Consider the following 22,425-nt stretch of genomic DNA (forward strand, 5'->3'; position numbering starts at 1 on the left):
ATCATTTCATCGTCACGATTATTTGACAGTTTTGCCGCCATATACTCAGGAGTGGCGGCTCGACCACACAATCGTAACGAATACTTTACGAATTAGCCGCATCATCCCAGTATTGCTGGCTTTAGGCTAGGGGCATGAAATATTCAAATGGGGTATCACTAGGGCATCGCAACAAACCGAATAATAAAAACGATTTCATTGCGGAGAGCCCCATGAAGCAAACGAAATACGTCGCCCGCGAGCCGGATGCCAACGGCTTTATCGACTACACGCCTGAAGAACACGGGGTGTGGAATACATTGATTACCCGCCAGCTGAAACTGCTGGAAGGCCGTGCCTGCCCCGAATACATGGAAGGCATCGAAAAACTCGGCCTGCCCCACGACCGCATTCCGCAACTGAGCGAAATCAACCAGGTATTGGCCGCCACCACTGGCTGGCAAGTTGCCCGCGTTCCTGCGCTCATTCCGTTTCAGACCTTCTTTGAATTGCTCGCCAACAAGCAATTCCCGGTAGCGACCTTTATTCGCACCCCTGAAGAGCTGGATTACCTGCAAGAGCCGGATATTTTCCACGAGATTTTTGGCCACTGCCCGCTGCTGACCAACCCCTGGTTCGCCGAGTTCACCCACACCTACGGCAAGCTCGGCCTGCAGGCATCCAAGGAGCAGCGCGTGTATCTGGCCCGCCTGTACTGGATGACCATCGAGTTCGGGCTGGTCGACACCCCGCAGGGCAAGCGCATTTACGGCGGCGGCATTCTCTCATCGCCCAAAGAAACGGTTTACAGCTTGTCGGCAGAGCCTGAACATCAGGCCTTCGATCCGCTGGAAGCCATGCGCACGCCGTATCGCATCGACATTCTGCAGCCGCTGTATTTTGTCCTGCCGGACTTGAAGCGACTGTTTGATCTGGCCCACGAGGACATCATGGGCATGGTCGAAAAAGGCATGACCATGGGCTTGCACGCGCCCAAGTTCCCGCCAAGGCCGAAAGCGGCTTGACCGGTCTTTTTGAACATTTCTTTTACACAAGAAGAACAACTGACTTCAGGAATACACCATGAACACACTGAACCAAGCCCACTGCGAAGCCTGCCGCGCCGATGCTCCACAAGTCAGCGATGAAGAGTTGCCGATCCTGATCAAACAGATCCCGGACTGGAATATCGAAGTTCGCGACGGCGTCATGCAACTGGAAAAGGTTTTTCTGTTCAAGAACTTCAAATTTGCCCTGGCCTTTACCAACGCCGTAGGTGAAATCGCTGAAGCCGAAGGTCATCACCCGGGCCTGCTCACCGAGTGGGGCAAAGTGACCGTGACCTGGTGGAGCCACTCGATCAAAGGCCTGCACCGCAATGACTTCATCATGGCCGCACGCACTGACGACGTCGCGAAAACCGCTGAGGGCCGCAAGTAATGCACTTCGCAGGCATTGGTCGGGTCCCCGGCGACCCGATTCTGGGGTTGATGGACGCCTACAACCAGGACCCCAACCCGAACAAGTTCGACCTGGGCGTGGGTGTCTATAAAGATGCCAATGGCCTGACGCCGATCCTGGAATCGGTGAAAAAGGCGGAACAGCGCCTGGTGGACCAACAGCAAACCAAAACCTATATCGGCGGCCATGGTGACAGCCGTTTCGGCCAACTGATCAGCGAACTGGTCCTGGGTGCCGAGTCGCCGTTACTGGCAGCCGGGCGTGCAGGTGCCACCCAGACGCCAGGCGGTACCGGCGCCCTGCGCCTGAGCGCAGACTTTATCGCGCAATGCCTGCCGGGCCGCGGAATCTGGCTGAGCGATCCGACCTGGCCGATTCACGAAACCATCTTCGCCGCCGCGGGCCTGAAAATCAGCCATTACCCGTATGTGGGCAACGACAACAAGCTGGACGTTGCCGCCATGCTTGCCGCGCTTGAGCAGGTACCCAAAGGCGACGTGGTGCTGCTGCACGCCTGCTGCCACAACCCGACCGGTTTTGACCTGTCGCGTGCTGACTGGCTGCAAGTACTGGAAGTGGTGCGCCGGCGCGAACTGTTGCCGCTGATCGACTTTGCTTATCAAGGGTTCGGCGACGGGCTGGAAGACGATGCATGGTCCACCCGCCTGTTCGTAAGCGAACTGCCGGAAGTACTGATCACCAGTTCCTGCTCGAAAAACTTCGGCCTGTATCGTGAGCGTGTTGGCGCCTTGATCGTGTGTGCCCACGATGCCGAAAAGCTGACTGACATACGCAGCCAGCTGGCTTATCTGGCCCGCAATCTCTGGTCCAACCCGCCGGACCACGGCGCGGCGGTAGTGGCGACCATTCTGGGCGATGCAAAGCTCAAACAGGAGTGGGCCGCAGAAGTAGAGGCCATGCGCAGCCGTATCGCGCAATTGCGCAGCGGGCTGGTTGAGGCATTGACCCCGTTCGGTCTAGCGGAGCACTTTGCCCACATCAACGAGCAACGCGGGATGTTTTCTTACACCGGCCTGACTGCCGAGCAAGTGCAATTGCTGCGTGAAAAGCACAGCGTGTACATGGTCGGCTCAGGACGCGCCAACATGGCCGGGGTCGATGGCACACGCCTGGGCCTGCTGGCCAAGGCCATTGCGCAGGTGTGTACCCGCTAGCCCCACTCACTGTAGGAGCGAGCTTGCTCGCGAGCTCTTCATTGCCGCGTTGAAAAGCTCGCGAGCAAGCTCGCTCCTACAGTCTCTGGCCGGGACAACGAAAAAATGAAAAGTTCGACATAATCCCCGCCAGACCCAAGAAAAAGACAAATTGTCACACTTCGTCCTGTATCCTTAGCAAGCTACTTAAACACACCTTGCGAGGAGCGCGACGATGCACGAAATCCCAAACCTCCCCTTCCCAAGCCTGCAAGAAACTCAGCAGCCAATCCCGGAACACACCAGTGGCGAAAACCCCGCACTGGAAGAGGCCTCTGAAAGCCTCATGGCCGACAGCGAAGACTGACGGCTTCATCAGTCGGTGTGAAAAAGCATTGGTTTTTTCACACCGACTGACACAATCGCTCCACCCCCCTCCCAGGAATACAGCGTGACCGATACCTTCAGCGAAACCCAAGCCAGCGTTTTGATCGGCACCGCCGAGAAAATGATCGTCCTGTGGGAGCGCCTTACCCCAGAGAAGCAAGCCACCTTGCTCAAACGTTTTGGCACCAAGGAAAACGCCCTGGCCGCCCTGATCGCGACACAACTGGTTGCGCCGCTATAATCAATCCGCACCCAACCGCACCCCCGCAGGACCCCTACCCCATGCCTGAAACACAGCGTCCAATGGCGATCACGCTACAAGTGGTTTCCATCGTTCTGTTCACCTTTATCGGCTACATGAACATCGGCATTCCGCTGGCTGTCTTGCCCGGATACGTACACAACCACCTGGGCTACGGCACGGTCATCGCCGGACTGGTGATCAGCGTGCAATATCTGGCCACGCTGCTGAGCCGTCCTTATGCCAGCCGCATCATCGACAATCGTGGCAGCAAGCGCGCCGTAATGTATGGCCTGGCAGGCTGCGGCCTGAGTGGCGTGCTGATGCTCGCATCCACCTGGACCGCGGCCATGCCGGCGCTGAGCCTGACCTGCCTGCTGATCGGCCGGCTGGTGCTGGGCAGCGCTGAAAGCCTGGTGGGTTCCGGCTCCATCGGCTGGGGCATTGGCCGGGTCGGGGCGCAAAACACTGCCAAGGTGATTTCCTGGAATGGCATCGCCAGTTATGGCGCCATCGCCATCGGCGCCCCGCTGGGCGTGCTGATGGTCAGCCACTGGGGCATGTGGAGCATGGGCGCAAGCATTATTGCCCTGGCTACCATCGGCCTGCTGCTGGCCTGGCCCAAACGTGCAGCGCCGATTGTCAGCGGCGTGCGCCTGCCGTTCCTGCATGTGCTGGGCCGCGTCTTGCCCCATGGCGCAGGTCTGGCGCTGGGTTCGATCGGCTTTGGCACCATCGCTACCTTCATCACCCTGTACTACGCGACCAATCACTGGGAAAACGCCGTACTGTGCCTGAGCCTGTTTGGCGCCAGCTTTATCGGTGCGCGACTGCTGTTCGGCAACCTGATCAACCGCATTGGCGGCTTTCGGGTGGCGATTGCCTGCCTGAGCGTCGAGACCCTGGGGCTGTTGTTGCTATGGCTGGCGCCCAACCCTGAGCTGGCACTGGCAGGCGCAGCACTCAGTGGTTTCGGCTTCTCGCTGGTATTCCCGGCATTGGGGGTTGAAGCGGTCAATCTGGTGCCGGCCTCCAGCCGTGGCGCGGCAGTGGGCGCCTACTCGCTGTTTATCGACCTGTCACTGGGCATTACCGGCCCCCTGGTGGGTGCCGTGGCTGCAGGCTTTGGCTTTGCCTCGATCTTTTTGTTCGCGGCAATGGCGGCGTTCAGCGGGTTGTTGCTGAGTGTTTATCTGTATCGCCAGGCCAAGCGTTTAAGGCCCGCGTAAAGACTGCAGGCGCTCGCTCCTGCATAGATACAGGTGGTGTCAGAAATCTACCTTGCCCCGCCCGGCCTTGATGCTGCCACGCTTGGTCTTGGACTCCAGACGCCGTTTTTTCGAGCCTAAGGTCGGCTTGGTGGGACGGCGTTTTTTCTCGACTTTGGTGGCGCTGATGATCAATTCCGCCAAACGCTCCAGCGCATCTGCCCGGTTCTGTTCCTGAGTGCGATATTGCTGGGCCTTGATGATCAGCACGCCATCACTGGTGATCCGGCTGTCACGCAGCGCCAGCAGGCGCTCCTTATAGAACGGCGGCAAGGACGAGTTGGCAATGTCGAAGCGCAAGTGCATGGCGCTCGAGACTTTATTGACGTTCTGCCCGCCTGCGCCTTGAGCACGAATGGCTGTGAGCTCGATCTCGTTATCGGGAATATGAACGTTGTTGGAAATCACCAGCATCAAAAATAGGTCCGTCTTCAGGGCCTGCAGGATACCCCACAAACCACAAACCCGGCGCAATGGCCGGGTTTGTGGGGTGTATCGCTCAGCTTATTTGGCAGCTGAACTGCAAGCCGCAGTCGTTGCCTGCAACGCGCGCTTGTTCTTGATCAGGTAGCACAGCCACATAAAGGCTACCCACACCGGAATCGCATACACCGATACGCGAATGCCGGGGATCAGCAACATGATCACCAGAATGAACGCCACGAACGCCAGGCAGATGTAGTTGCCGTATGGATACCACAGCGCCTTGAACAGCGGCGTTTGTGCGGTCTTGTCCATGTGCTGGCGGAACTTGAAGTGCGAGAAGCTGATCATCGCCCAGTTGATCACCAGCGTGGCCACTACCAGCGACATCAACAGTTCCAGCGCGTCGTGGGGCATCAGGTAGTTGAGCAGAACCGCAATCACCGTCACCGCAGCTGAGGCCAGAATCGAGTTGACCGGCACGCCGCGCTTGTCGATTTTAGACAGCACTTTCGGGGCATCGCCCTGCTGCGCCATGCCCAACAACATGCGGCTGTTGCAGTAGGTGCCGCTGTTGTAAACCGACAATGCCGCGGTCAGCACCACAAAGTTGAGGATGTGCGCAGCGGTGTTGCTGCCCAGCATCGAGAACACTTGCACGAACGGGCTGCTGCTGTAGCTGTCGCCACCGGCATTCAGGGTTTCCAGCAGCGAGTCCCATGGGGTCAGGGACAGCAGAACCACCAGGGCGCCGATGTAGAAAATCAGGATGCGGTAGATCACCTGATTGATCGCCTTGGGGATTACGGTACGTGGCTTGTCGGCTTCTGCGGCGGTAAAACCGAGCATTTCCAGACCGCCGAAGGAGAACATGATAAAGGCCATGGCCATTACCAGACCGGTGATGCCGTGGGGGAAGAATCCGCCGTGCTCCCACAGGTTGCTCACCGATGCCTGAGGACCACCGCTGCCGCTGACCAGCAAATAGCTGCCCAGCGCGATCATGCCGACAATGGCCACCACCTTGATGATCGCGAACCAGAACTCGGCCTCGCCAAACACTTTGACGTTGGTCAGGTTGATGACGTTGATCAGGACGAAGAAGGCAGCCGCCGACGCCCAGGTCGGGATCTCGGGCCACCAGTAGTGCACATACTTGCCGACCGCAGTCAGCTCCGACATGCCCACCAGGATATACAGCACCCAGCAGTTCCAGCCCGACATGAAGCCGGCGAAACCGCCCCAGTACTTATGGGCAAAGTGGCTGAAAGAACCGGCAACCGGTTCTTCGACAATCATTTCGCCAAGCTGGCGCATGATCATAAAGGCAATAAAGCCGCAGATCGCATACCCCAGAATCATTGACGGGCCGGCCGACTTCAGTACCCCGGCAGAACCGAGAAACAGGCCGGTACCAATCGCGCCACCAAGGGCAATCAGCTGGATATGACGATTTTTCAGGCCGCGTTTAAGCTCGCCCGAATGCGAGGTTTGTCCACTCATTGAAAGGGTCCCACACAAGGTTTGATGTGATTCAGTGCGTTGTAACGTGAGCACCAGAGGCAGTGATCGAAAGGTCTACAACACAAATCAAACCCCAGCGCAGACGCCAGGAATCCAAGGTTGTTTCACGAGTCATGCGTCACCTGTTTGTTTTTATCTGTGACGGAATCGAACCCGCAACGCTTGTGGCATTGCGGAATTAACAAGGCGGGTTAGCCTCGAAGTTTTGGCCCATCGGCCTATCGCCGGTGAAGCGCAAAATGCGCGGGTACGCAATTGGGTCACAGTTAAAACGCGGCGCATTGTACACCCGCTCGAAGGCAAGATCCCATCACACCGCTCTTGGCAACACTAAACAAGCCAGCTTTTTGCCGAAAACGGGGCGAACGGTGTTTTTTACGGAAAGTTTTCGTTACATCAAGCCTGATTTAGCAACACCGTGCCCATAACCCTTTGATTTTGTGGCATTCACTTTACGATGCGTAACGAAATCTTTCCATTTTAAAACCATTATCTGAACGCGCATCCTTGCCGCGCGATTGCAAAGGTCAAAAGATCGCGAGACAAGCTCGCTCCTACCGAATCTGCGGTTTATTGCGGGCATAAAAAAACGCCAACCCCGAAGGATTGGCGTTTTTTGTACCGCGTTAAACGTTAACGCTTACTGCGGCTTGCGACGACCGAAGCCTGGACGCTGACCCGAGCCGGCCGGTGCGCCACGGCGCTTGCCCGACGGTGCATCGTCGACCAGCTTGGGGCCCGAACGGGTTGGCTTGGGCTTGCCAGGGCGCTTGTTCATTTCGCTCGGACGCTCTGCAACCGGAGCACCGCGACCCGCAGGTACACGGTCGGTGCGACCGGCCGGCTTGCGCGCAGGACGGGCAGCTTCATCACGGGCAGGACGCGCCGGGCGCTCGCCTTCGATGTGCGGCTGACGCGCTGGACGCGGTGCCAGTGGTGCACCTTCAGCTGGACGCAGGGTGCGGGCAACGCGATCGGTGCGCGCGACAGGACGCGACGATTTGCGCTGCATACGCTCAAGCTTGTCTTTGCTCTTGGCGTTCATCTGCGGCATGGCAACCGGCGTGAGGCCCACTTCAGCACTGAGGATATCAACCTCGAACTGGCTCATTTCACGCCAGCGACCCATCGGCAGGTCGGAGTTGAGGAACACCGGACCGAAACGCACGCGCTTCAGGCGGCTGACCACCAGGCCCTGGGATTCCCACAGACGACGCACTTCACGGTTACGGCCTTCCATCACTACGCAGTGGTACCAATGGTTGAAGCCTTCGCCGCCCGGAGCCTGCTTGATGTCGGTAAAGCGCGCCGGGCCGTCTTCCAGCACAACGCCGGCCTTGAGGCGCTCGATCATCTCGTCATCCACTTCGCCACGGACACGTACCGCGTATTCACGGTCCATCTCGTAGGAAGGGTGCATCAGGCGGTTAGCCAGTTCACCGTCAGTGGTGAACATCAGCAAGCCGGTGGTGTTGATGTCCAGTCGACCGATGTTGATCCAGCGGCCTTCTTTGGGACGCGGCAGTTTGTCGAACACGGTCGGACGACCTTCAGGGTCGTCACGGGTGCAGATTTCGCCGTCGGGCTTGTTGTACATGATCACGCGGCGAACCGATTCGGCTGCTTCTTCACGCTTGATCACTTTGCCATCGATGGAAATGGCGTCATGCAGGTCTACACGCAGACCCAGGGTTGCATCCTTGCCATTGACCTTGATCCGGCCCTGGCTGATCCAACTCTCTACGTCGCGACGCGAACCCACGCCAATACGGGCGAGAACTTTTTGTAGTTTTTCGCCTGCTGGGCCAATTTCCTGGCTGTCTTTAGGGTCTAGATCACTCATCTGGGCACCTCCCGGTGTGTCAACTCAGGCCAAGCCTGAGGTGTTGAAAATAGGGTCTCTCGGCTCGAGCGAGCGTTTGAGGGTCGCGAATCATACGCTGATGTGGCGCAATACGCATCAAAGCCTGGCCATGAACTGTCAGTCTTATTTCTTTTTCCGCCGACCGGTGGCCTCCAGGGCCAACAACCGCAGGGCCGACTCGGCCAGCACGATGCGTTTATCGTCCTTGTCGAACTTCTTCCAGGCCCTGATTTCACGCTTGGTGCGGCCGCAGCCGATGCAGATATCGTCGGAAAATTTGCAAACGCTAATGCAAGGGTCTTTGGTTGAACTCATAAAAAGGCCTCGTGATTGGCCCTGCAGGAGCGAGCTTGCTCGCGATCTTTTAAAAGATCAAAAGATCGCGAGCAAGCTCGCTCCTACAGGGGGGGTCAATCTTCCTGTTCGCGGCGCTCTTGTTCGATGGCTTCGGCCAGGGCCCGGGCCTCGAGTTCTTCGTCACTCAGGGTTGACCGCGCTTCCAGTGCCGCCACAGCAGCGCGCAACCGTTCACGTGCCAACTCGGCGGCGCTGAGCCTCGGCTCTGGCGTTAGCTCTGGCTCTGGCCGGGATTCAAGCACTTCAACTGCAACCTGGGTTTCTTCGACGGGAGCGCCGTCGCGAAGCAGGTCATCAAAGTCAGTTTTAAGACCCTCCTCCATGGTGTCCAGTTCCACCAGCAAGGTGCGGAAGCTGGTCTCATCCTTGGGCTCCTCAGGCTCGGCGCTTTCGTCGGCCAGGGCCTGCAGATGTGCTGGCACCGGGGCGTCGTCAAAGTCGAGGATCGGGTCAGGTTCCAGTTCGCGCAGCTCCGCCAGGGGCGGCAAATCGTCCAGATTCCGCAGATTGAAGTGATCGAGAAAGCCCTTGGTGGTGGCGAACATGGCAGGCTTGCCCGGCACGTCACGATAGCCCACCACGCGGATCCATTCGCGCTCAAGCAAGGTTTTGACGATATGGCTGTTCACCGCCACGCCACGCACATCTTCAATTTCGCCACGGGTGATCGGCTGGCGATAGGCAATCAGTGCCATGGTTTCGAGCATGGCCCGCGAATAACGCTGGGGGCGCTCTTCCCACAGGCGCCCGACCCACGGCGAGAACTTTTCGCGAATCTGCAGGCGATAGCCAGACGCGACTTCCTTAAGCTCAAAAGCCCGTCCGTCGCAGGATTTGCGCAGTAACTCCAGGGCCTTCCTGAACACTGGCGGCTCTGGACGCTCGCCCTCTTCAAACAGTTCAAACAGCCGCTCAAGGCTTTGCGGCTTTCCCGAGGCCAACAAAAAGGCCTCGAGCAAGGGGGCCAGCTCGCGGGGTTCAGTCAAATTCATGGTTTCAGCTCTTTATTCGGCTCTCGCCCGCACATGGATTGCCGCAAAGGGTTCATTCTGTACCAACTCGACCAGCGACTCTTTTACCAGTTCAAGAATGGCCATAAAGGTTACAACCACACCCAGACGGCCTTCTTCGGCAGTAAACAGCTCGACAAAGGGTACAAAGCCGCCGCCCTTGAGGCGCTCCAGCACGTCGCTCATCCGCTCGCGGGTCGACAGGGCTTCCCGGCTGACCTGGTGGTTTTCAAACATGTCGGTGCGGCGCAACACTTCGGCCATCGACATCAGCAGCTCTTCAAGCGCCACATCGGGCACCAGCTTGCGCGCCCGTGCTTCGGGGGCATCGAGTTTGGGCACGATCACATCACGCCCTACCCGGCTCAAGCCATCTAGACCTTCAGCTGCCGCCTTGAACCGCTCGTACTGCTGCAAGCGACGGATCAGTTCGGCCCGTGGGTCGCCCTCATCTTCCTCGATCTCGGCCGAGCGCGGCAGGAGCATACGCGACTTGATCTCGGCCAGCATCGCAGCCATGACCAGGTATTCGGCAGCCAGTTCCAGGCGCACGGTTTTCATCAGTTCGACATAGCCCATGTACTGGCGGGTAATTTCCGCCACCGGGATATCGAGAATATTGATGTTCTGCTTGCGGATCAGGTACAGCAGCAGGTCAAGCGGACCTTCAAAGGCATCGAGAAATACCTCCAGCGCATCCGGCGGGATATACAGGTCCAGCGGCATTTCGATAACGGCCTGGCCATATACCATGGCAAACGGCAGTTCCTGCTGGGCACCGGCCTGAGCGTCAACGCCTTCTATGGTTTCGACGTCAGACATCAGGCCTCGACCATAAACGGGGTCGGATCGCCGCAACCCACACGTACGACGTCGGGCTCGAGGTCGATCAGACTGATAACGGTCGACGCTTTATTGCCGCCGAATCCGCCGTCGATGATCAGGTCGACCTGTTTCTCCAGGGCATCGCGAATTTCGTATGGATCTTCCATCGGCTCTTTTTCACCCGGCAAAATCAGGGTCACGCTCATCAAGGGTTCGCCCAGCTCTTCAAGCAGCGCCAGGGCAATCGGGTGACTGGGCACCCGCACCCCAATAGTCCGGCGCTTGGGGTGCAGCAGCAGCCGCGGCACGTCACGGGTGGCGTTCAGAATAAAGGTGTAGGGCCCCGGTGTATGGGCCTTGAGCAACCGGAAAACACCGGTTTCAACCTTGGCAAACAAACCCAGCTGCGACAGGTCGCAGCACATCAGGGTGAAGTTGTGTTTGTCGTCCAGATTACGCAGGCGCTTGATGCGCTCGATGGCGTGCTTGTCGCCCATCTGGCAGCCAAGGGCATAGGACGAATCGGTGGGGTAAATCACGACCCCGCCCTTTTTGATGATGTCTACGGCCTGTTTGATCAGCCGCGGTTGCGGGTTTTCCGGATGAATCTGGAAAAATTGGCTCACAGAGTTTCCCTGTTCAGACGTTGGCAGCGGGCTGGTCATATTTGAATCGACGCCATAATGGCGGCAAGTCTTCAGGAATCGGGCGATATTCGCCGATCTCCGACCAGCCTCCAGGGCCATGAAAATCACTGCCGGCGCTGACCAGCAGACCGAACTCACGCGCCAGGATCGCCAGGCTGCCAACTTGCTCTGCCGGCTGATGCCCGTTGACCACTTCAATCGCGTGACCCCCGGCTTGAATATAGTCGCCAATCAGGCGACGGCGCTTGCTGCGGGTAAAATCGTAGTGCGAGGGATGCGCAAGGCTCACCCAGGCACCGGCTGCACGCAAGGTGGCGACAGTGTCTTCAAGGGTCGGCCAGTGCAGTTTGACGTCGCCCAATTTGCCGGCACCCAGCCATTTGCGAAACGCCTCGGCGCGATCCTTGACGAAGCCGGCCTGGACCAGAAAATCGGCAAAGTGCGGGCGGGCCGGGGCGTTACCGCTGTCACCCAAGGCCTGCTGTATGGCCCGCGCGCCCTCAAGCGCACCGGGCATGCCTTTGAGTTCAAGCTTGCGGCTGATCTCCTGGGCCCGCAGCCAGCGGCCATCGTGGAGTTTGGCAATGGCCTCAACCAACGCCGGAGCATTGACATCAAAACCGTAGCCCAGCACATGAATCGTCGCCCCGCCCCAGGTGCACGACAGTTCAACGCCGTTGATCAGCGTCATGTTCAGCGCCAGCGCCGCTTCACGGGCTTCATCGAGGCCTTCAAGTGTGTCGTGATCGGTCAGGGCCAGGACTCGCACACCTTTCTCGAACGCACGCGCAACCAGTACCGCCGGCGCCAGGGCGCCATCAGAAGCTGTGCTATGGCAATGCAAGTCAATTTCCACGGGGATTTAATAACCTCTAGCTGACGCTTTCGCTGTCATTGATGTTTGTTATTATGCCGCTACATCCTGCTTCTGGCTGCCACTGTGAAACAATTCATCGACTTCATCCCGCTGTTACTGTTTTTCATCGTCTACAAAATCGAGCCACGCATCGTCGAAATCGCCGGGCACAGCCTGTCTGTGGGCGGTATCTACAGCGCTACGGCGATGCTCATCATCAGTTCGCTGGTGGTGTACGGCATTCTGTTCATCAAGCAGCGCAAACTCGAAAAGAGCCAATGGCTGACCCTGATCGCCTGCCTGGTGTTTGGCAGCCTGACCCTGGCGTTCCACAGCGAAACATTCCTTAAATGGAAAGCGCCTGTGGTGAACTGGCTGTTTGCACTGGCTTTTGCCGGCAGCCACTTTATCGGCGACAAACTGTTGATCAAACGCATCATGGGCCATGCACTGACCCTCCCCGATGCAGTGTGGACCCGCCTGAACCTGGCCTGGATCGGGTTCTTCCTGTTCTGCGGCGCAGCCAACCTGTTCGTTGCGTTCACCTATCAAAGCATCTGGGTCGACTTCAAAGTATTCGGCAGCCTGGGCATGACCTTGCTGTTCCTGGTAGCCCAGGGCATTTATCTGTCGCGCCACCTGCATGACACCGATGCGCCAACAACCCACTCAAAATCCGAGGACTGACATGCTCTACGCAATTATTGCTACCGACGTCGCCAACTCACTCGATGCCCGCCTGGCTGCACGCCCGGCCCACCTTGAGCGCCTGACTCAACTCAAGGATGCAGGCCGTATCGTGCTGGCAGGTCCGCACCCGGCCATCGACAGCAATGATCCAGGCGTAGCCGGCTTTAGCGGCAGCCTGGTCGTGGCCCAATTCGACTCCCTTAGTGCTGCCCAGGCCTGGGCCGACGCTGATCCTTACGTCGCAGCCGGCGTTTACGCCAATGTGATCGTCAAGCCGTTCAAACAAGTACTGCCGTAACCCCTACGGCGCTTGCGGTATCTTCGCCAGTGACCGGCGTAAATGGCGTCGGCACTGGCTAAATCGAGTAAGTCATGAGCGACCTGTTACTGATAGATGATGACCAGGAGCTGTGCGAGCTTCTGAGCAGCTGGTTGAGCCAGGAAGGCTTCCAGGTCCGCGCTTGCCACGACGGTCTTAGCGCCCGCAAGGCGTTAAGTGAATCGAGCCCCGATGCCGTAGTGCTGGATGTGATGCTGCCCGACGGCAGCGGCCTGGAACTGCTCAAGCAACTGCGCCACGACCACCCCGAATTGCCGGTGCTGATGCTGTCAGCCCGCGGCGAACCTCTGGACCGTATTCTGGGGCTCGAACTGGGCGCCGATGACTACCTTGCCAAACCCTGCGACCCCCGCGAGCTGACAGCCCGCCTGCGGGCCGTACTGCGACGCAGCCACCCGACCGCGGTATCCACTCAGATGGAACTGGGAGACCTGTGCTTCAGCCCGATGCGCGGCGTGGCCACGATCGACCAGCACGACATTACCCTGACAGTGTCCGAAAGCCGTTTGCTTGAGGCCTTGTTGCGCCAGCCGGGAGAACCGCTGGACAAGCAGGAACTGGCGCAGATTGCCCTGGGCCGCAAACTGACCCTGTACGACCGTAGCCTGGACATGCATGTCAGCAACCTGCGTAAAAAGATCGGCCCCCACCCTGATGGCCGCCCGCGCATCGTTGCGTTGCGCAGCCGGGGTTACTTCTATAGCGCCTGAAGACGCACGTTTCTCCATGGGTGCCAGCGATTGAATCAGCGCCAACCGCGCTGCCTGCATCGCCGGCAAGCCTGCTTCCCCACAAGCCTGTTATGTAAACCCGCAGCAATACCCTCTTTACCTAAGCTTTACCCTCGACTGACAGCGGTTGACCTTGATCTCCCTAAACTAAGCACATCCGGATTCACCGGAACAGTAATGAAGGAGACACACCATGCGTAAGACTCTAATTGCTTTGATGTTTGCTGCTGCCCTGCCAACCGTCGCAATGGCCATGCCTGGTGGCGACGGTCCAATGGGTCCACGTCACGGCGCTGAGCACGGTCGCGGCGATGCCCCTTACAGCCAACTGGACCTGAGCCGCGAACAGCGCCAGCAGATCGGCAAGCTGATGGGCCAGCAAATGCATGACCGCAAGCAACTGGTCGAGAAGTATCTGGAAAAACTGCCGGCTGCCGATCAGCAAGCGTTTAAAGACGAGATGAAAGCCAAGCACGATAAAACCCAAAGCGAGATCCGGGCCGTGCTCAAGCCTGACCAGCAGAAGACCTTCGACGAGATGCAAAAGAAACGTGCCGAGCGTCAGGCAGAGTGGAAACAGTTCAAAGAGTGGAAAGCGCAACAGGCTCCAAAAGCGCAATAATTCGCGCACCCACCAAGCCCAACGGCCCCCGGTCGTTGGGCTTTGCTCGTTTTGATCAATTACTTGCGAGGAATTACCGTGCGATCACTGTTTTGGCGCATTCTCGCCAGCTTCTGGCTGGCGATTGCCTTGGTCGCAGGCCTGTCGATCCTGCTGGGGCACATGCTCAATCAGGACGCCTGGATTCTCAGCCGGCACCCCGGCATCGCCAACCTGGCGCAACAATGGACCGAGCGCTACGAAACCCAGGGCGCCGATTCCGCGCAAGAATTCCTCGAACAGCGCAAACGCCGCTATCACATCGACGTACAAGTGCTCAACGAAAGTGGCGACCCCGTGGTGCGCGGTACGTTTCCGCGGCGGGCCGCCGCGTGGGAAGCGCGCCAGCACCCCGGTGAAGAGCAACTGCCGTGGCGCCGCCTGACCGTCGAGTACACCAGCCCGAAAACCGCTGAAACCTACTTGCTGATTTATCGCATCCCCCACCCTGAACTGGATGCATGGCATCGCCAAAGTCTGATCTGGCCGCTCAGTGCGCTGGGAATTGCTCTGGTGGTCCTGACGCTGTTCAGCTTGCTGGTCACCCTGTCGATCACCCGCCCGCTGAGCCGCTTGCGCGGGGCAGTGCATGACCTGGGGCAAACCACCTACCAGCAAAACAGCCTGGCGCGACTGGCTTCGCGCCGGGATGAGTTCGGCGTGCTGGCCACCGACTTCAACCGCATGGGCGCTCGCTTGCAAAGCCTGATTGGCAGTCAGCGTCAGTTACTGCGTGACGTGTCTCACGAATTGCGCTCGCCGCTGGCACGGCTGCGCATCGCCCTGGCATTGGCAGAACGCGCCGGCCCAGAAGAACGCGAAAAACTCTGGCCGCGCCTGACCCGCGAGTGCGATCGCCTGGAGTCACTGATCAGCGAGATCCTGGCCCTGGCGCGGGTTGATGCCGACCAGGCCAGCGCCGAGCCTGTCGAGCTCAACGGATTGCTCAGAGCAGTGCAAAAAGACGCCTCGCTGGCAGCTCCCGAACAAACAGTACAGCTTAATGCACAACCCGGCCTAAGCCTCAGCGGCTGGCCGACGATGATCGAGCGCGCCGTCGACAACCTGCTGCGCAACGCGCAACGCTTCAACCCGCCCGGGAGCCCGATTGAGCTCAAAGCCGCTCGCGAAGGTGAGCACATTAGCCTGAGCGTCCGCGATCATGGCCCAGGCGTGCCTGAAGAGTACCTGGCACAACTGGGCGAACCGTTCTTCCGGGCGCCCGGCCAGACGGCAGCCGGGCACGGCCTGGGGCTGGCCATTGCGCGTCGGGCGGCAGAACGTCACGGCGGCAGGCTGCTACTGAACAATCATCCGCAGGGGGGATTTGTTGCCACGCTGGAGTTGCCACTGGAGCCCAACGGCACGCTTTAAACCGGCGAATAAATAGACTGCAGGAGCGAGCTTGCTCGCTCCAACAGGGAATACTACATCGTCGTTATACAGACCACGCTTGCACAAACTCAGCCGTATCCACTTTCGGTGCGGCGCGCAGTTCATTCTGCGGGGTGCCCAGGTACAGGAACGCAACCACCTGCTCACCCTCTGACAAGCCCAGCCCTCTGGCCACATGCGGCGCATATGACAACTCGCCGGTACGCCATACCGCACCGATACCCTGAGCGTAGGCCGCGAGCTCAATGGCATGGGCCGCGCAACCTGCGGTGATCAACTGCTCTGCCTTGGGCACTTTAAAGTGATCCTGCAGGCGGGCCACCACCACGACCACCAATGGCGCGCGCAATGGCATGGCCCGGGCTTTGTCCAATGCTGCTTGAGTCACCTCGCCCCCCTGGGCCTGTACGGCCCCGGCAAGGATTTCACCCAGCTGATGACGTGCGTCGCCTTCAACCGTCAAAAACCGGTAAGGCCGCAACTGGCCATGATCCGGCGCACGCAAGGCCGCCGCAAACAGTACTTCACGTTGCTCAGCCGTGGGCGCGGGATCGAGCAGGCGCGGGGCAGAAACACGGTTGAGCAAAGCGTCGAGAGCCTCCATTGGCCACCTCCTGAAGAAAATGTGCAGCTATTCTAACGGTATCTACCCAAGGGCTGGCGGTTTACATACCCCGCCCCACAGGTAGAATGGCGCCCCTCTTTCATCCCGAGCTGACTTCATGGCGTTGCCGACCTTACGCATCATCGGTTTCATTATCGGCATCTTCCTGATTACGCTCGCGATCAGCATGGCCGTGCCGATGCTGACACTGGTGATTTTTGACCACATGGGCGATCTGCCGTCCTTTCTGTGGGCCAGCCTGATCACCTTTCTGGCCGGGTTGGCGCTGGTCATTCCCGGACGCCCGGAGCAAGTTCATCTGCGCCCCCGCGATATGTATCTGCTGACCGTGTCCAGCTGGGTGGTGGTGTGCATATTTGCCGCCCTGCCATTTTTGCTGACGCAGCACATCAGTTACACCGACTCGTTTTTCGAAAGCATGTCCGGCATCACGGCTACCGGTTCAACGGTGCTCAGCGGCCTGGATACCATGTCGCCCGGCATATTGATGTGGCGCTCGATGCTGCACTGGCTCGGCGGCATCGGCTTTATCGGCATGGCGGTAGCGATCTTGCCGCTGTTGCGGATCGGCGGCATGCGCCTGTTCCAGACCGAATCGTCAGACCGTTCCGAAAAAGTCATGCCGCGCTCGCACATGGTGGCGCGCCTGATTGTGGCCACTTATGTCGGTATCACCATTCTGGGCAGCCTGGCCTTTTGGTGGGCCGGAATGAGCGTGTTCGATGCGATCAACCATGCCATGTCGGCCATTTCCACCGGCGGTTTTTCAACGTCTGACCAGTCGCTGGCCAAGTGGTCGCAACCTGCGGTGCACTGGGTCGCTATCGTGGTCATGATCATGGGCAGCCTGCCCTTTACCTTGTATGTCGCTACTTTGCGCGGCCATCGCAAGGCCCTGATCAAGGATCAGCAGGTGCAAGGCTTGCTCGGCCTGCTGCTGGTTACCTGGCTGGTGCTCAGCGCCTGGCTGTGGTGGACCACCAACATGCCGTGGTGGGATGCCTTTCGCCACGTAGCGCTGAACGTAACCTCGGTGGTCACGACCACAGGGTTTGCGCTGGGTGACTACAGCCTGTGGGGCAATTTCTCGCTGATGCTGTTTTTCTATCTCGGTTTCATTGGTGGCTGCTCGGGCTCAACCGCAGGCGGGATCAAGATTTTCCGCTTTCAGGTTGCCTACATCCTGCTCAAGGCCAACCTTAACCAACTGATCCACCCGCGCGCAGTGATCAAACAAAAGTACAACGGCCACCGCCTCGACGAAGAAATCGTGCGCTCGATCCTGACGTTTTCGTTCTTCTTTGCCATCACCATTTGCGTGATTGCACTGGCCCTGTCGTTGCTGGGGCTGGACTGGATGACCGCCCTCACCGGCGCCGCCAGTACGGTATCCGGTGTAGGCCCAGGGCTGGGCGAAACCATCGGCCCGTCCGGCAACTTCGCCAGCCTGCCGGACGCGGCCAAGTGGATCCTGTCGCTGGGCATGTTGCTCGGGCGCCTGGAGATCATTACCGTGTTTGTACTGTGCATCCCGGCATTCTGGCGGCACTGAAAGATGAACCGGCATACCCTGTAGGAGCGAGCTTGCTCGCGAGCTGTTGGATACGCCTGATAAGAGCTCGCTCCTACAGACAACTTACAGAGACCAGATCACCATGGGCCAGATCCTGTCACTGCGTTACTACCGCCAAGACGTGATTGCCCATAGTCATGAGCACCCGCAGATGGTGATCAGCCTGTCCGGGAAGCTTGATTTCGAGGTGGATGGCCGCGCCAGCCGACTGCACCGCCAACATCTGATGGTGATCCCGGCAGGCGCCCATCACACCTGCGAAAGCGCGCAAGGCAGCCAATGCCTGGTGCTCGATGTGCCCGACCAGGACTGTCTTGGCCAATCGCTCGGCCAGCACGCCGATGCCAGCCGCCGCCTGCTCGACAGCGCCGCACGCTTGTCCCTTGCCCCCAATCAACTGCAACTGGTGGACTGGCTCGCCACCAGCCCGGTCAGTGACCCGTTGATCGCACGTCAAGGCGCCATTCTGCTGCTGGCCAGTTTAAACACTCTGGCACCTGACCTGCCGCAGACCAAAGGCCTGCCGTTCGCGGCACTGGATGCCTACATCGACCAACACGCGGCCTACGCGCTTCAGGTCGCAGATCTGGCACGGATCGCCGGTTTGTCCTGCGCGCGCCTGCACAGTCGCTTTGTCACTGAGTGCGGGCAGACGCCGATGGATTACATCCGCCAGCGCCGCTTGCACAGCGCACTGAACCTGCTGCGCCGCAGCACACTGGCAATTGGTGAAGTTGCCAGTCGTGTGGGCTATACCTCGCAAAGCGCTTTTGCTGCGGCCATGCTCCGCGAGTTCGGGGCCTCGCCTTCAGTGCTGCGGCGCGAGTCTGGCGACAACTGACGCCAGTCCCGCGACAGACAGACCTGCGCCCAGCGCTTTAGACTGCACGCCTTGCCTGTATCGATTTAAGGATTGCAATGACTCCGCGTACTGCCCTGGGCGCCCTGCATATTGGTGCGTTGATGTTCGGCCTGACCGGCGTGTTCGGTAAGCTCGCCGCCGCATCGGCCCAGATTATCGTGTTCGGCCGAGCAGGTTTCGCGGTGCTTGCCCTCGCCTGCTTTGCCGGGCTGGCCAAAAATACCGTTTGGTACAAGCTGTCATTGCGTGATATGCGCAATCTGCTACTCAGCGGCTTGCTGCTGGCCGGGCACTGGGTCAGTTTTTTCATCTCGGTAAAGATTTCCGGGGTAGCGATCGCAACGCTGGGCTTTGCCAGCTTTCCGGCATTTACCGTGATTCTCGAAGGGCTGCTCTTTCGCGAGCGGATCCGGCTCAACGAAATCATTCTGGTGCTATTGGTCAGCACAGGACTGATCCTCGTCACCCCGACCTTTGATCTGGCCAGCCAGGCCACCGAAGGATTGCTCTGGGCGATTGCCTCGGGCCTGCTGTTTTCGCTGCTGTCACTCAACAACCGGGCCAATTCGGGACGCATACCTGCGGTGCAGGCGGCAATGTGGCAAAACGCTGTGGTTGCCCTGTGCCTGCTGCCCTTCGCCGGGCCAGGCCTGACTGATGTGCGGCCACTGGACTGGTTGTGGATCGGCCTGCTGGGTGTGTTCTGCACCGGCGTGGCCCATAGCTTGTTTGTCGCCAGCCTGGCAGTGATCAAGGCCCGGACCGCCGCCGTGGTCTTCGCTCTGGAACCGGTGTATGGCATCACCCTGGCCTGGGTGCTGTTTCACGAGACGCCGACCTTGCGCATGTTGCTGGGCGGCGTGCTGATTATCGTCGCCATTGTGGTGTCGAGCCGCATGGCCAGCGGGCCGGCACCGGGCAAGTCAGAACTGGGGGCGGGGGCTCACTGAACCCGGTCGTTGTGCCCAAGGTCGCGCTGCGGATCGATTTGATCGCGTACCCGTTGCTTGAGCACTTTGGCCTCAGGAAAACCGCCATCAGCCTTGCGTTCCCAGATCTGCACGCCGTCGCAGGTAATGCGAAATATCCCGCCGGTGCCCGGCTGCAGCGCAACCTGCGCCAGATCATCGGCAAATGTGCTGAGCAGCTCCTGGGCCAACCATGCCGCACGAAGCAACCACTGGCACTGCGTGCAATAGGCAATAACAATTTCCGGCTTGCTGTCTGACATGTTCTCGGACTCCTGAAGTAAAAGGCGCCGCTATAATAGCCGCCTTTGTCGCTTGCCCAGAGATTCATGATGCGCCGTCTGCTGAGTTGCCTGCTTCTGTGTTTATGCCCGCTGGTGCTGTTTGCCGCCCAAAACCCGCACCCAAAGATCGGCCTGGTGCTGTCCGGAGGGGCGGCCCGTGGCCTCGCCCACGTTGGCGTGCTCAAGGCGCTAGAAGAACAGGGCATTCACATCGATGCCATCGCAGGCACCAGCATGGGTGCAGTGATCGGCGGCCTGTATGCCTCGGGCTACAAGATCGACGAACTGGAGAAGCTTGCACTGGGGATCGACTGGCAAGAGGCCCTGTCCGATGCTCCGGCCCGGGAAGACATCCCGTTCAGGCGCAAGCAGGATGACCGCGATTTTCTGGTCAAACAGAAACTCAGCTTTCGCGACGATGGCAGCCTTGGGCTGCCATTGGGCGTGATTCAGGGTCAAAACCTGTCGCTGCTGCTCGAAAGCCTGCTGGCCCACAGCAGCGACATCCGTGATTTCGACAATCTGCCAATCCCCTTCCGGGCTGTCGCTACCGACATCGTCAATGGCGAGAAAGTGGTATTTCGCAAAGGTCACTTGCCCCAGGTGATCCGCGCCAGCATGTCGATTCCGGCCGTGTTTGCCCCCGTAGAAATCAACGGTCAACTGCTGGTCGACGGCGGCATGGTCGATAACATCCCGGTGGACGCGGCCCGCGAAATGGGGGTGGACATGGTCATTGTGGTGGATATCGGCACGCCGTTGCGCGGTCGCAAACAGCTCAACACCGTGTTCGACATCCTCAACCAGTCCATCACCCTGATGACCCGCAGCAACTCCGAGGTGCAGCTTGCATCCCTGACGCCGGACGACATTCTCATTCAACCCGCGCTGGCCAGTTTTGGCGTGACCGATTTTGGGCGCTCGCAAGACATCATCAATGCAGGCTATCGCGCCACACAGATCCTCGAAAAGCGCCTGGCCAGCTTGCGCCAGCCGGTAGACCAGCAACTCGATGCCGCCCGCTCACCTGAAGAGCGCACCCCGGTCATTACTGCGATCAAGATTGAGAATGACTCGAAAATAGATGACTCGGTGATTCGCTATTACATTCGCCAGCCGGTGGGTGAACCGCTGGATCTGGGCCGTCTGCAACGGGACATGGGCACGCTGTACGGCCTGGACTATTTCGAACAGGTGCAATACCGCGTGGTGCACAAAGGCCACGACCGCACGCTGGTGATCAGTGCCCGAGGCAAACGCAGCGGCACAGATTACCTGCGGCTGGGGCTCAACCTTTCGGATGATATGCGCGGCGACAGCGCGTTCAACATCGGTGCCAGCTATCGGGTCAACGGCATCAACCGGCTGGGTGCCGAGTGGCTGACGCGGGTACAAATCGGCGATCAGCAAGAGTTGTACAGCGAGTTCTATCAGCCACTGGATGCCGGCTCACGATACTTTTTGGCGCCGTATATCAACGCCCAGTCGCAGAACGTGGAGTCGATCCTCGATAACGATCCAATCGCCGAATACCGCCTTGAACGCTATGGTTTTGGCTTGAATTTTGGTCGTCAGATCGGCAACAGCGGTGAGATTCGCCTTGGCGTTGGCGAGGCCTGGGGCGAAGCCAATGTGCGAATTGGCGAACGCGACTTGCCGAGCACCAGCTTCAATGAAGGCTTTTATGACCTCAAATACTCGTTCGATTCGCTGGATAACGTGTACTTCCCCCATGAAGGTGAGGACATCAGCCTGAGCGTGCGCCAATTTGAGCCGGGGATTGGTTCGGATGAGCGTTATCGCCAGTGGGAGTTTCATCTGGACAAGGCGTTGAGCTCCGGGCCGAACACCTGGATTCTGGGCGGGCGCTACGGCCGCACGCTGGACAAGGCCAACGTGGTGACATCGAGCTTCTTGCTGGGTGGTGCACGACAGTTGTCGGGCTTCAGGGAAGATGCGATTTCCGGGCAAAACGTCAGTCTGATGCGCGCGGTTTACTACCGCCGCCTCACTCCACGCTCGTACTTGCCGTTTGATTTCCCGCTGTATGCCGGCGCATCACTGGAACGCGGGCGGGCCTGGAACAACGACAATGAATTCGACAGCGGCTACATCAATGCCGCGAGTATTTTCATCGGCTTCGACACACCGCTGGGCCCGCTGAACTTCAGCTATGGCTTTAACGATGATGATCAAAAGGCGCTGTATCTGAATCTGGGCCAGACGTTCTAAATGTCTGAGTACTAACCCTGTAGGAGCGAGCTTGCTCGCGAGCCTCTAGAGCTCGCGAGCAAGCTCGC

Annotated in this window: 25 protein-coding genes; 15 read left to right on the forward strand and 10 right to left on the reverse strand. The window is 59.1% G+C overall.

Features of this window, described 5'->3' with window-relative positions:
- The first annotated feature begins 212 nt into the window (after positions 1–212).
- The 6 genes from phhA (at position 213) to ACP7BO_RS18925 (ending at position 4,451) form a co-directional block, all read left to right on the forward strand.
- Positions 213–1,004: a phenylalanine 4-monooxygenase gene (phhA, locus tag ACP7BO_RS18900; RefSeq protein WP_073509250.1), complete on the forward strand. Its 792-nt coding sequence runs from the start codon at positions 213–215 to the stop codon at positions 1,002–1,004.
- 58 nt (positions 1,005–1,062) lie between these two features.
- Complete coding sequence (locus ACP7BO_RS18905; RefSeq protein ID WP_060693914.1) at positions 1,063–1,419, forward strand: 4a-hydroxytetrahydrobiopterin dehydratase; 357 nt, start codon at positions 1,063–1,065, stop codon at positions 1,417–1,419.
- Complete coding sequence (locus tag ACP7BO_RS18910) at positions 1,419–2,615, forward strand: amino acid aminotransferase (protein WP_426212059.1); 1,197 nt, start codon at positions 1,419–1,421, stop codon at positions 2,613–2,615. The genes ACP7BO_RS18905 and ACP7BO_RS18910 overlap by 1 nt, the downstream gene beginning before the upstream one ends.
- Positions 2,616–2,829: 214 nt before the next feature.
- Positions 2,830–2,961, forward strand: a complete 132-nt coding sequence (locus ACP7BO_RS18915; protein WP_257719949.1) for a hypothetical protein — start codon at positions 2,830–2,832, stop codon at positions 2,959–2,961.
- Positions 2,962–3,045: 84 nt separating this feature from the next.
- Positions 3,046–3,222 (forward strand): hypothetical protein, encoded by a 177-nt coding sequence (locus ACP7BO_RS18920; protein ID WP_003441776.1) that lies wholly within the window; start codon positions 3,046–3,048, stop codon positions 3,220–3,222.
- A 41-nt stretch (positions 3,223–3,263) separates the two neighbouring features.
- Entirely contained in the window at positions 3,264–4,451 is a 1,188-nt protein-coding gene (locus ACP7BO_RS18925) for an MFS transporter (RefSeq protein WP_060693922.1), read from the forward strand.
- Between the two features lie 39 nt (positions 4,452–4,490).
- Here the strand turns inward: ACP7BO_RS18925 and arfB are convergent, their stop codons facing one another.
- The 8 genes from arfB to ACP7BO_RS18965 all read right to left on the reverse strand — a co-directional run bounded on the left by arfB (position 4,491) and on the right by ACP7BO_RS18965 (position 11,996).
- On the reverse strand, positions 4,491–4,904 hold the full coding sequence (gene arfB / locus ACP7BO_RS18930; protein WP_397454342.1) for an alternative ribosome rescue aminoacyl-tRNA hydrolase ArfB: 414 nt from the start codon (positions 4,902–4,904) through the stop codon (positions 4,491–4,493).
- A 90-nt stretch (positions 4,905–4,994) separates the two neighbouring features.
- Complete coding sequence (locus ACP7BO_RS18935; protein ID WP_060693926.1) at positions 4,995–6,416, reverse strand: amino acid permease; 1,422 nt, start codon at positions 6,414–6,416, stop codon at positions 4,995–4,997.
- Between the two features lie 661 nt (positions 6,417–7,077).
- A complete protein-coding gene (gene rluB, locus ACP7BO_RS18940; RefSeq protein ID WP_060693928.1) occupies positions 7,078–8,280 on the reverse strand; it encodes a 23S rRNA pseudouridine(2605) synthase RluB in 1,203 nt (400 codons plus the stop codon).
- Between the two features lie 144 nt (positions 8,281–8,424).
- On the reverse strand, positions 8,425–8,616 hold the full coding sequence (locus ACP7BO_RS18945) for a DUF1289 domain-containing protein (RefSeq protein WP_426212063.1): 192 nt from the start codon (positions 8,614–8,616) through the stop codon (positions 8,425–8,427).
- A gap of 95 nt (positions 8,617–8,711) precedes the next feature.
- Positions 8,712–9,650, reverse strand: coding sequence for an SMC-Scp complex subunit ScpB (scpB, locus tag ACP7BO_RS18950; RefSeq protein WP_426212065.1), 939 nt, complete (start codon positions 9,648–9,650; stop codon positions 8,712–8,714).
- A gap of 12 nt (positions 9,651–9,662) precedes the next feature.
- Positions 9,663–10,361, reverse strand: coding sequence for a segregation and condensation protein A (locus ACP7BO_RS18955; protein WP_165439780.1), 699 nt, complete (start codon positions 10,359–10,361; stop codon positions 9,663–9,665).
- Positions 10,362–10,489: 128 nt separating this feature from the next.
- A complete protein-coding gene (locus tag ACP7BO_RS18960) occupies positions 10,490–11,119 on the reverse strand; it encodes an L-threonylcarbamoyladenylate synthase (RefSeq protein WP_060696949.1) in 630 nt (209 codons plus the stop codon).
- A 13-nt stretch (positions 11,120–11,132) separates the two neighbouring features.
- A complete protein-coding gene (locus ACP7BO_RS18965) occupies positions 11,133–11,996 on the reverse strand; it encodes a PHP domain-containing protein (RefSeq protein WP_060693936.1) in 864 nt (287 codons plus the stop codon).
- An 84-nt stretch (positions 11,997–12,080) separates the two neighbouring features.
- Here ACP7BO_RS18965 and ACP7BO_RS18970 point away from each other — a divergent pair, with 84 nt between their 5' ends.
- From ACP7BO_RS18970 to ACP7BO_RS18990, 5 genes are all read left to right on the forward strand, one after another.
- A complete protein-coding gene (locus tag ACP7BO_RS18970) occupies positions 12,081–12,683 on the forward strand; it encodes a septation protein A (RefSeq protein WP_397454346.1) in 603 nt (200 codons plus the stop codon).
- A gap of 1 nt (position 12,684) precedes the next feature.
- Positions 12,685–12,984 carry a YciI family protein gene (locus ACP7BO_RS18975; protein WP_426212069.1) on the forward strand — a complete coding sequence of 100 codons (300 nt, stop codon included), beginning with the start codon at positions 12,685–12,687 and terminating at the stop codon, positions 12,982–12,984.
- Between the two features lie 74 nt (positions 12,985–13,058).
- Positions 13,059–13,736: a response regulator transcription factor gene (locus ACP7BO_RS18980; RefSeq protein ID WP_060693941.1), complete on the forward strand. Its 678-nt coding sequence runs from the start codon at positions 13,059–13,061 to the stop codon at positions 13,734–13,736.
- Positions 13,737–13,950: 214 nt separating this feature from the next.
- Positions 13,951–14,379 carry a Spy/CpxP family protein refolding chaperone gene (locus ACP7BO_RS18985; RefSeq protein ID WP_060693943.1) on the forward strand — a complete coding sequence of 143 codons (429 nt, stop codon included), beginning with the start codon at positions 13,951–13,953 and terminating at the stop codon, positions 14,377–14,379.
- Positions 14,380–14,457: 78 nt separating this feature from the next.
- Positions 14,458–15,792, forward strand: coding sequence for a sensor histidine kinase (locus ACP7BO_RS18990; protein WP_397454348.1), 1,335 nt, complete (start codon positions 14,458–14,460; stop codon positions 15,790–15,792).
- A gap of 64 nt (positions 15,793–15,856) precedes the next feature.
- Here ACP7BO_RS18990 and ACP7BO_RS18995 read toward each other — a convergent pair whose 3' ends face one another.
- Positions 15,857–16,417, reverse strand: a complete 561-nt coding sequence (locus ACP7BO_RS18995; protein WP_397454349.1) for an NAD(P)H nitroreductase — start codon at positions 16,415–16,417, stop codon at positions 15,857–15,859.
- Positions 16,418–16,535: 118 nt separating this feature from the next.
- Between ACP7BO_RS18995 and ACP7BO_RS19000 the strand changes: the two genes are divergently transcribed.
- The 3 genes from ACP7BO_RS19000 to ACP7BO_RS19010 all read left to right on the forward strand — a co-directional run bounded on the left by ACP7BO_RS19000 (position 16,536) and on the right by ACP7BO_RS19010 (position 19,823).
- Positions 16,536–17,990, forward strand: a complete 1,455-nt coding sequence (locus ACP7BO_RS19000; RefSeq protein ID WP_060693949.1) for a TrkH family potassium uptake protein — start codon at positions 16,536–16,538, stop codon at positions 17,988–17,990.
- Positions 17,991–18,093: 103 nt separating this feature from the next.
- Positions 18,094–18,852, forward strand: coding sequence for an AraC family transcriptional regulator (locus ACP7BO_RS19005; protein WP_426212074.1), 759 nt, complete (start codon positions 18,094–18,096; stop codon positions 18,850–18,852).
- Positions 18,853–18,929: 77 nt separating this feature from the next.
- Positions 18,930–19,823 (forward strand): DMT family transporter, encoded by an 894-nt coding sequence (locus ACP7BO_RS19010; RefSeq protein WP_426212077.1) that lies wholly within the window; start codon positions 18,930–18,932, stop codon positions 19,821–19,823.
- Here the strand turns inward: ACP7BO_RS19010 and ACP7BO_RS19015 are convergent.
- Positions 19,817–20,104, reverse strand: coding sequence for a SelT/SelW/SelH family protein (locus ACP7BO_RS19015; RefSeq protein WP_060693954.1), 288 nt, complete (start codon positions 20,102–20,104; stop codon positions 19,817–19,819). The genes ACP7BO_RS19010 and ACP7BO_RS19015 overlap by 7 nt on opposite strands.
- Before the next feature lie 69 nt (positions 20,105–20,173).
- Here ACP7BO_RS19015 and ACP7BO_RS19020 point away from each other — a divergent pair, with 69 nt between their 5' ends.
- Positions 20,174–22,357, forward strand: a complete 2,184-nt coding sequence (locus ACP7BO_RS19020; protein ID WP_426212101.1) for a patatin-like phospholipase family protein — start codon at positions 20,174–20,176, stop codon at positions 22,355–22,357.
- Positions 22,358–22,425 lie beyond the last annotated feature (68 nt).

The sequence above is a fragment of the Pseudomonas sp. TWR2-1-1 genome, assembly GCF_049897045.1.
GTDB classification, from domain to species: domain Bacteria; phylum Pseudomonadota; class Gammaproteobacteria; order Pseudomonadales; family Pseudomonadaceae; genus Aquipseudomonas; species Aquipseudomonas versuta.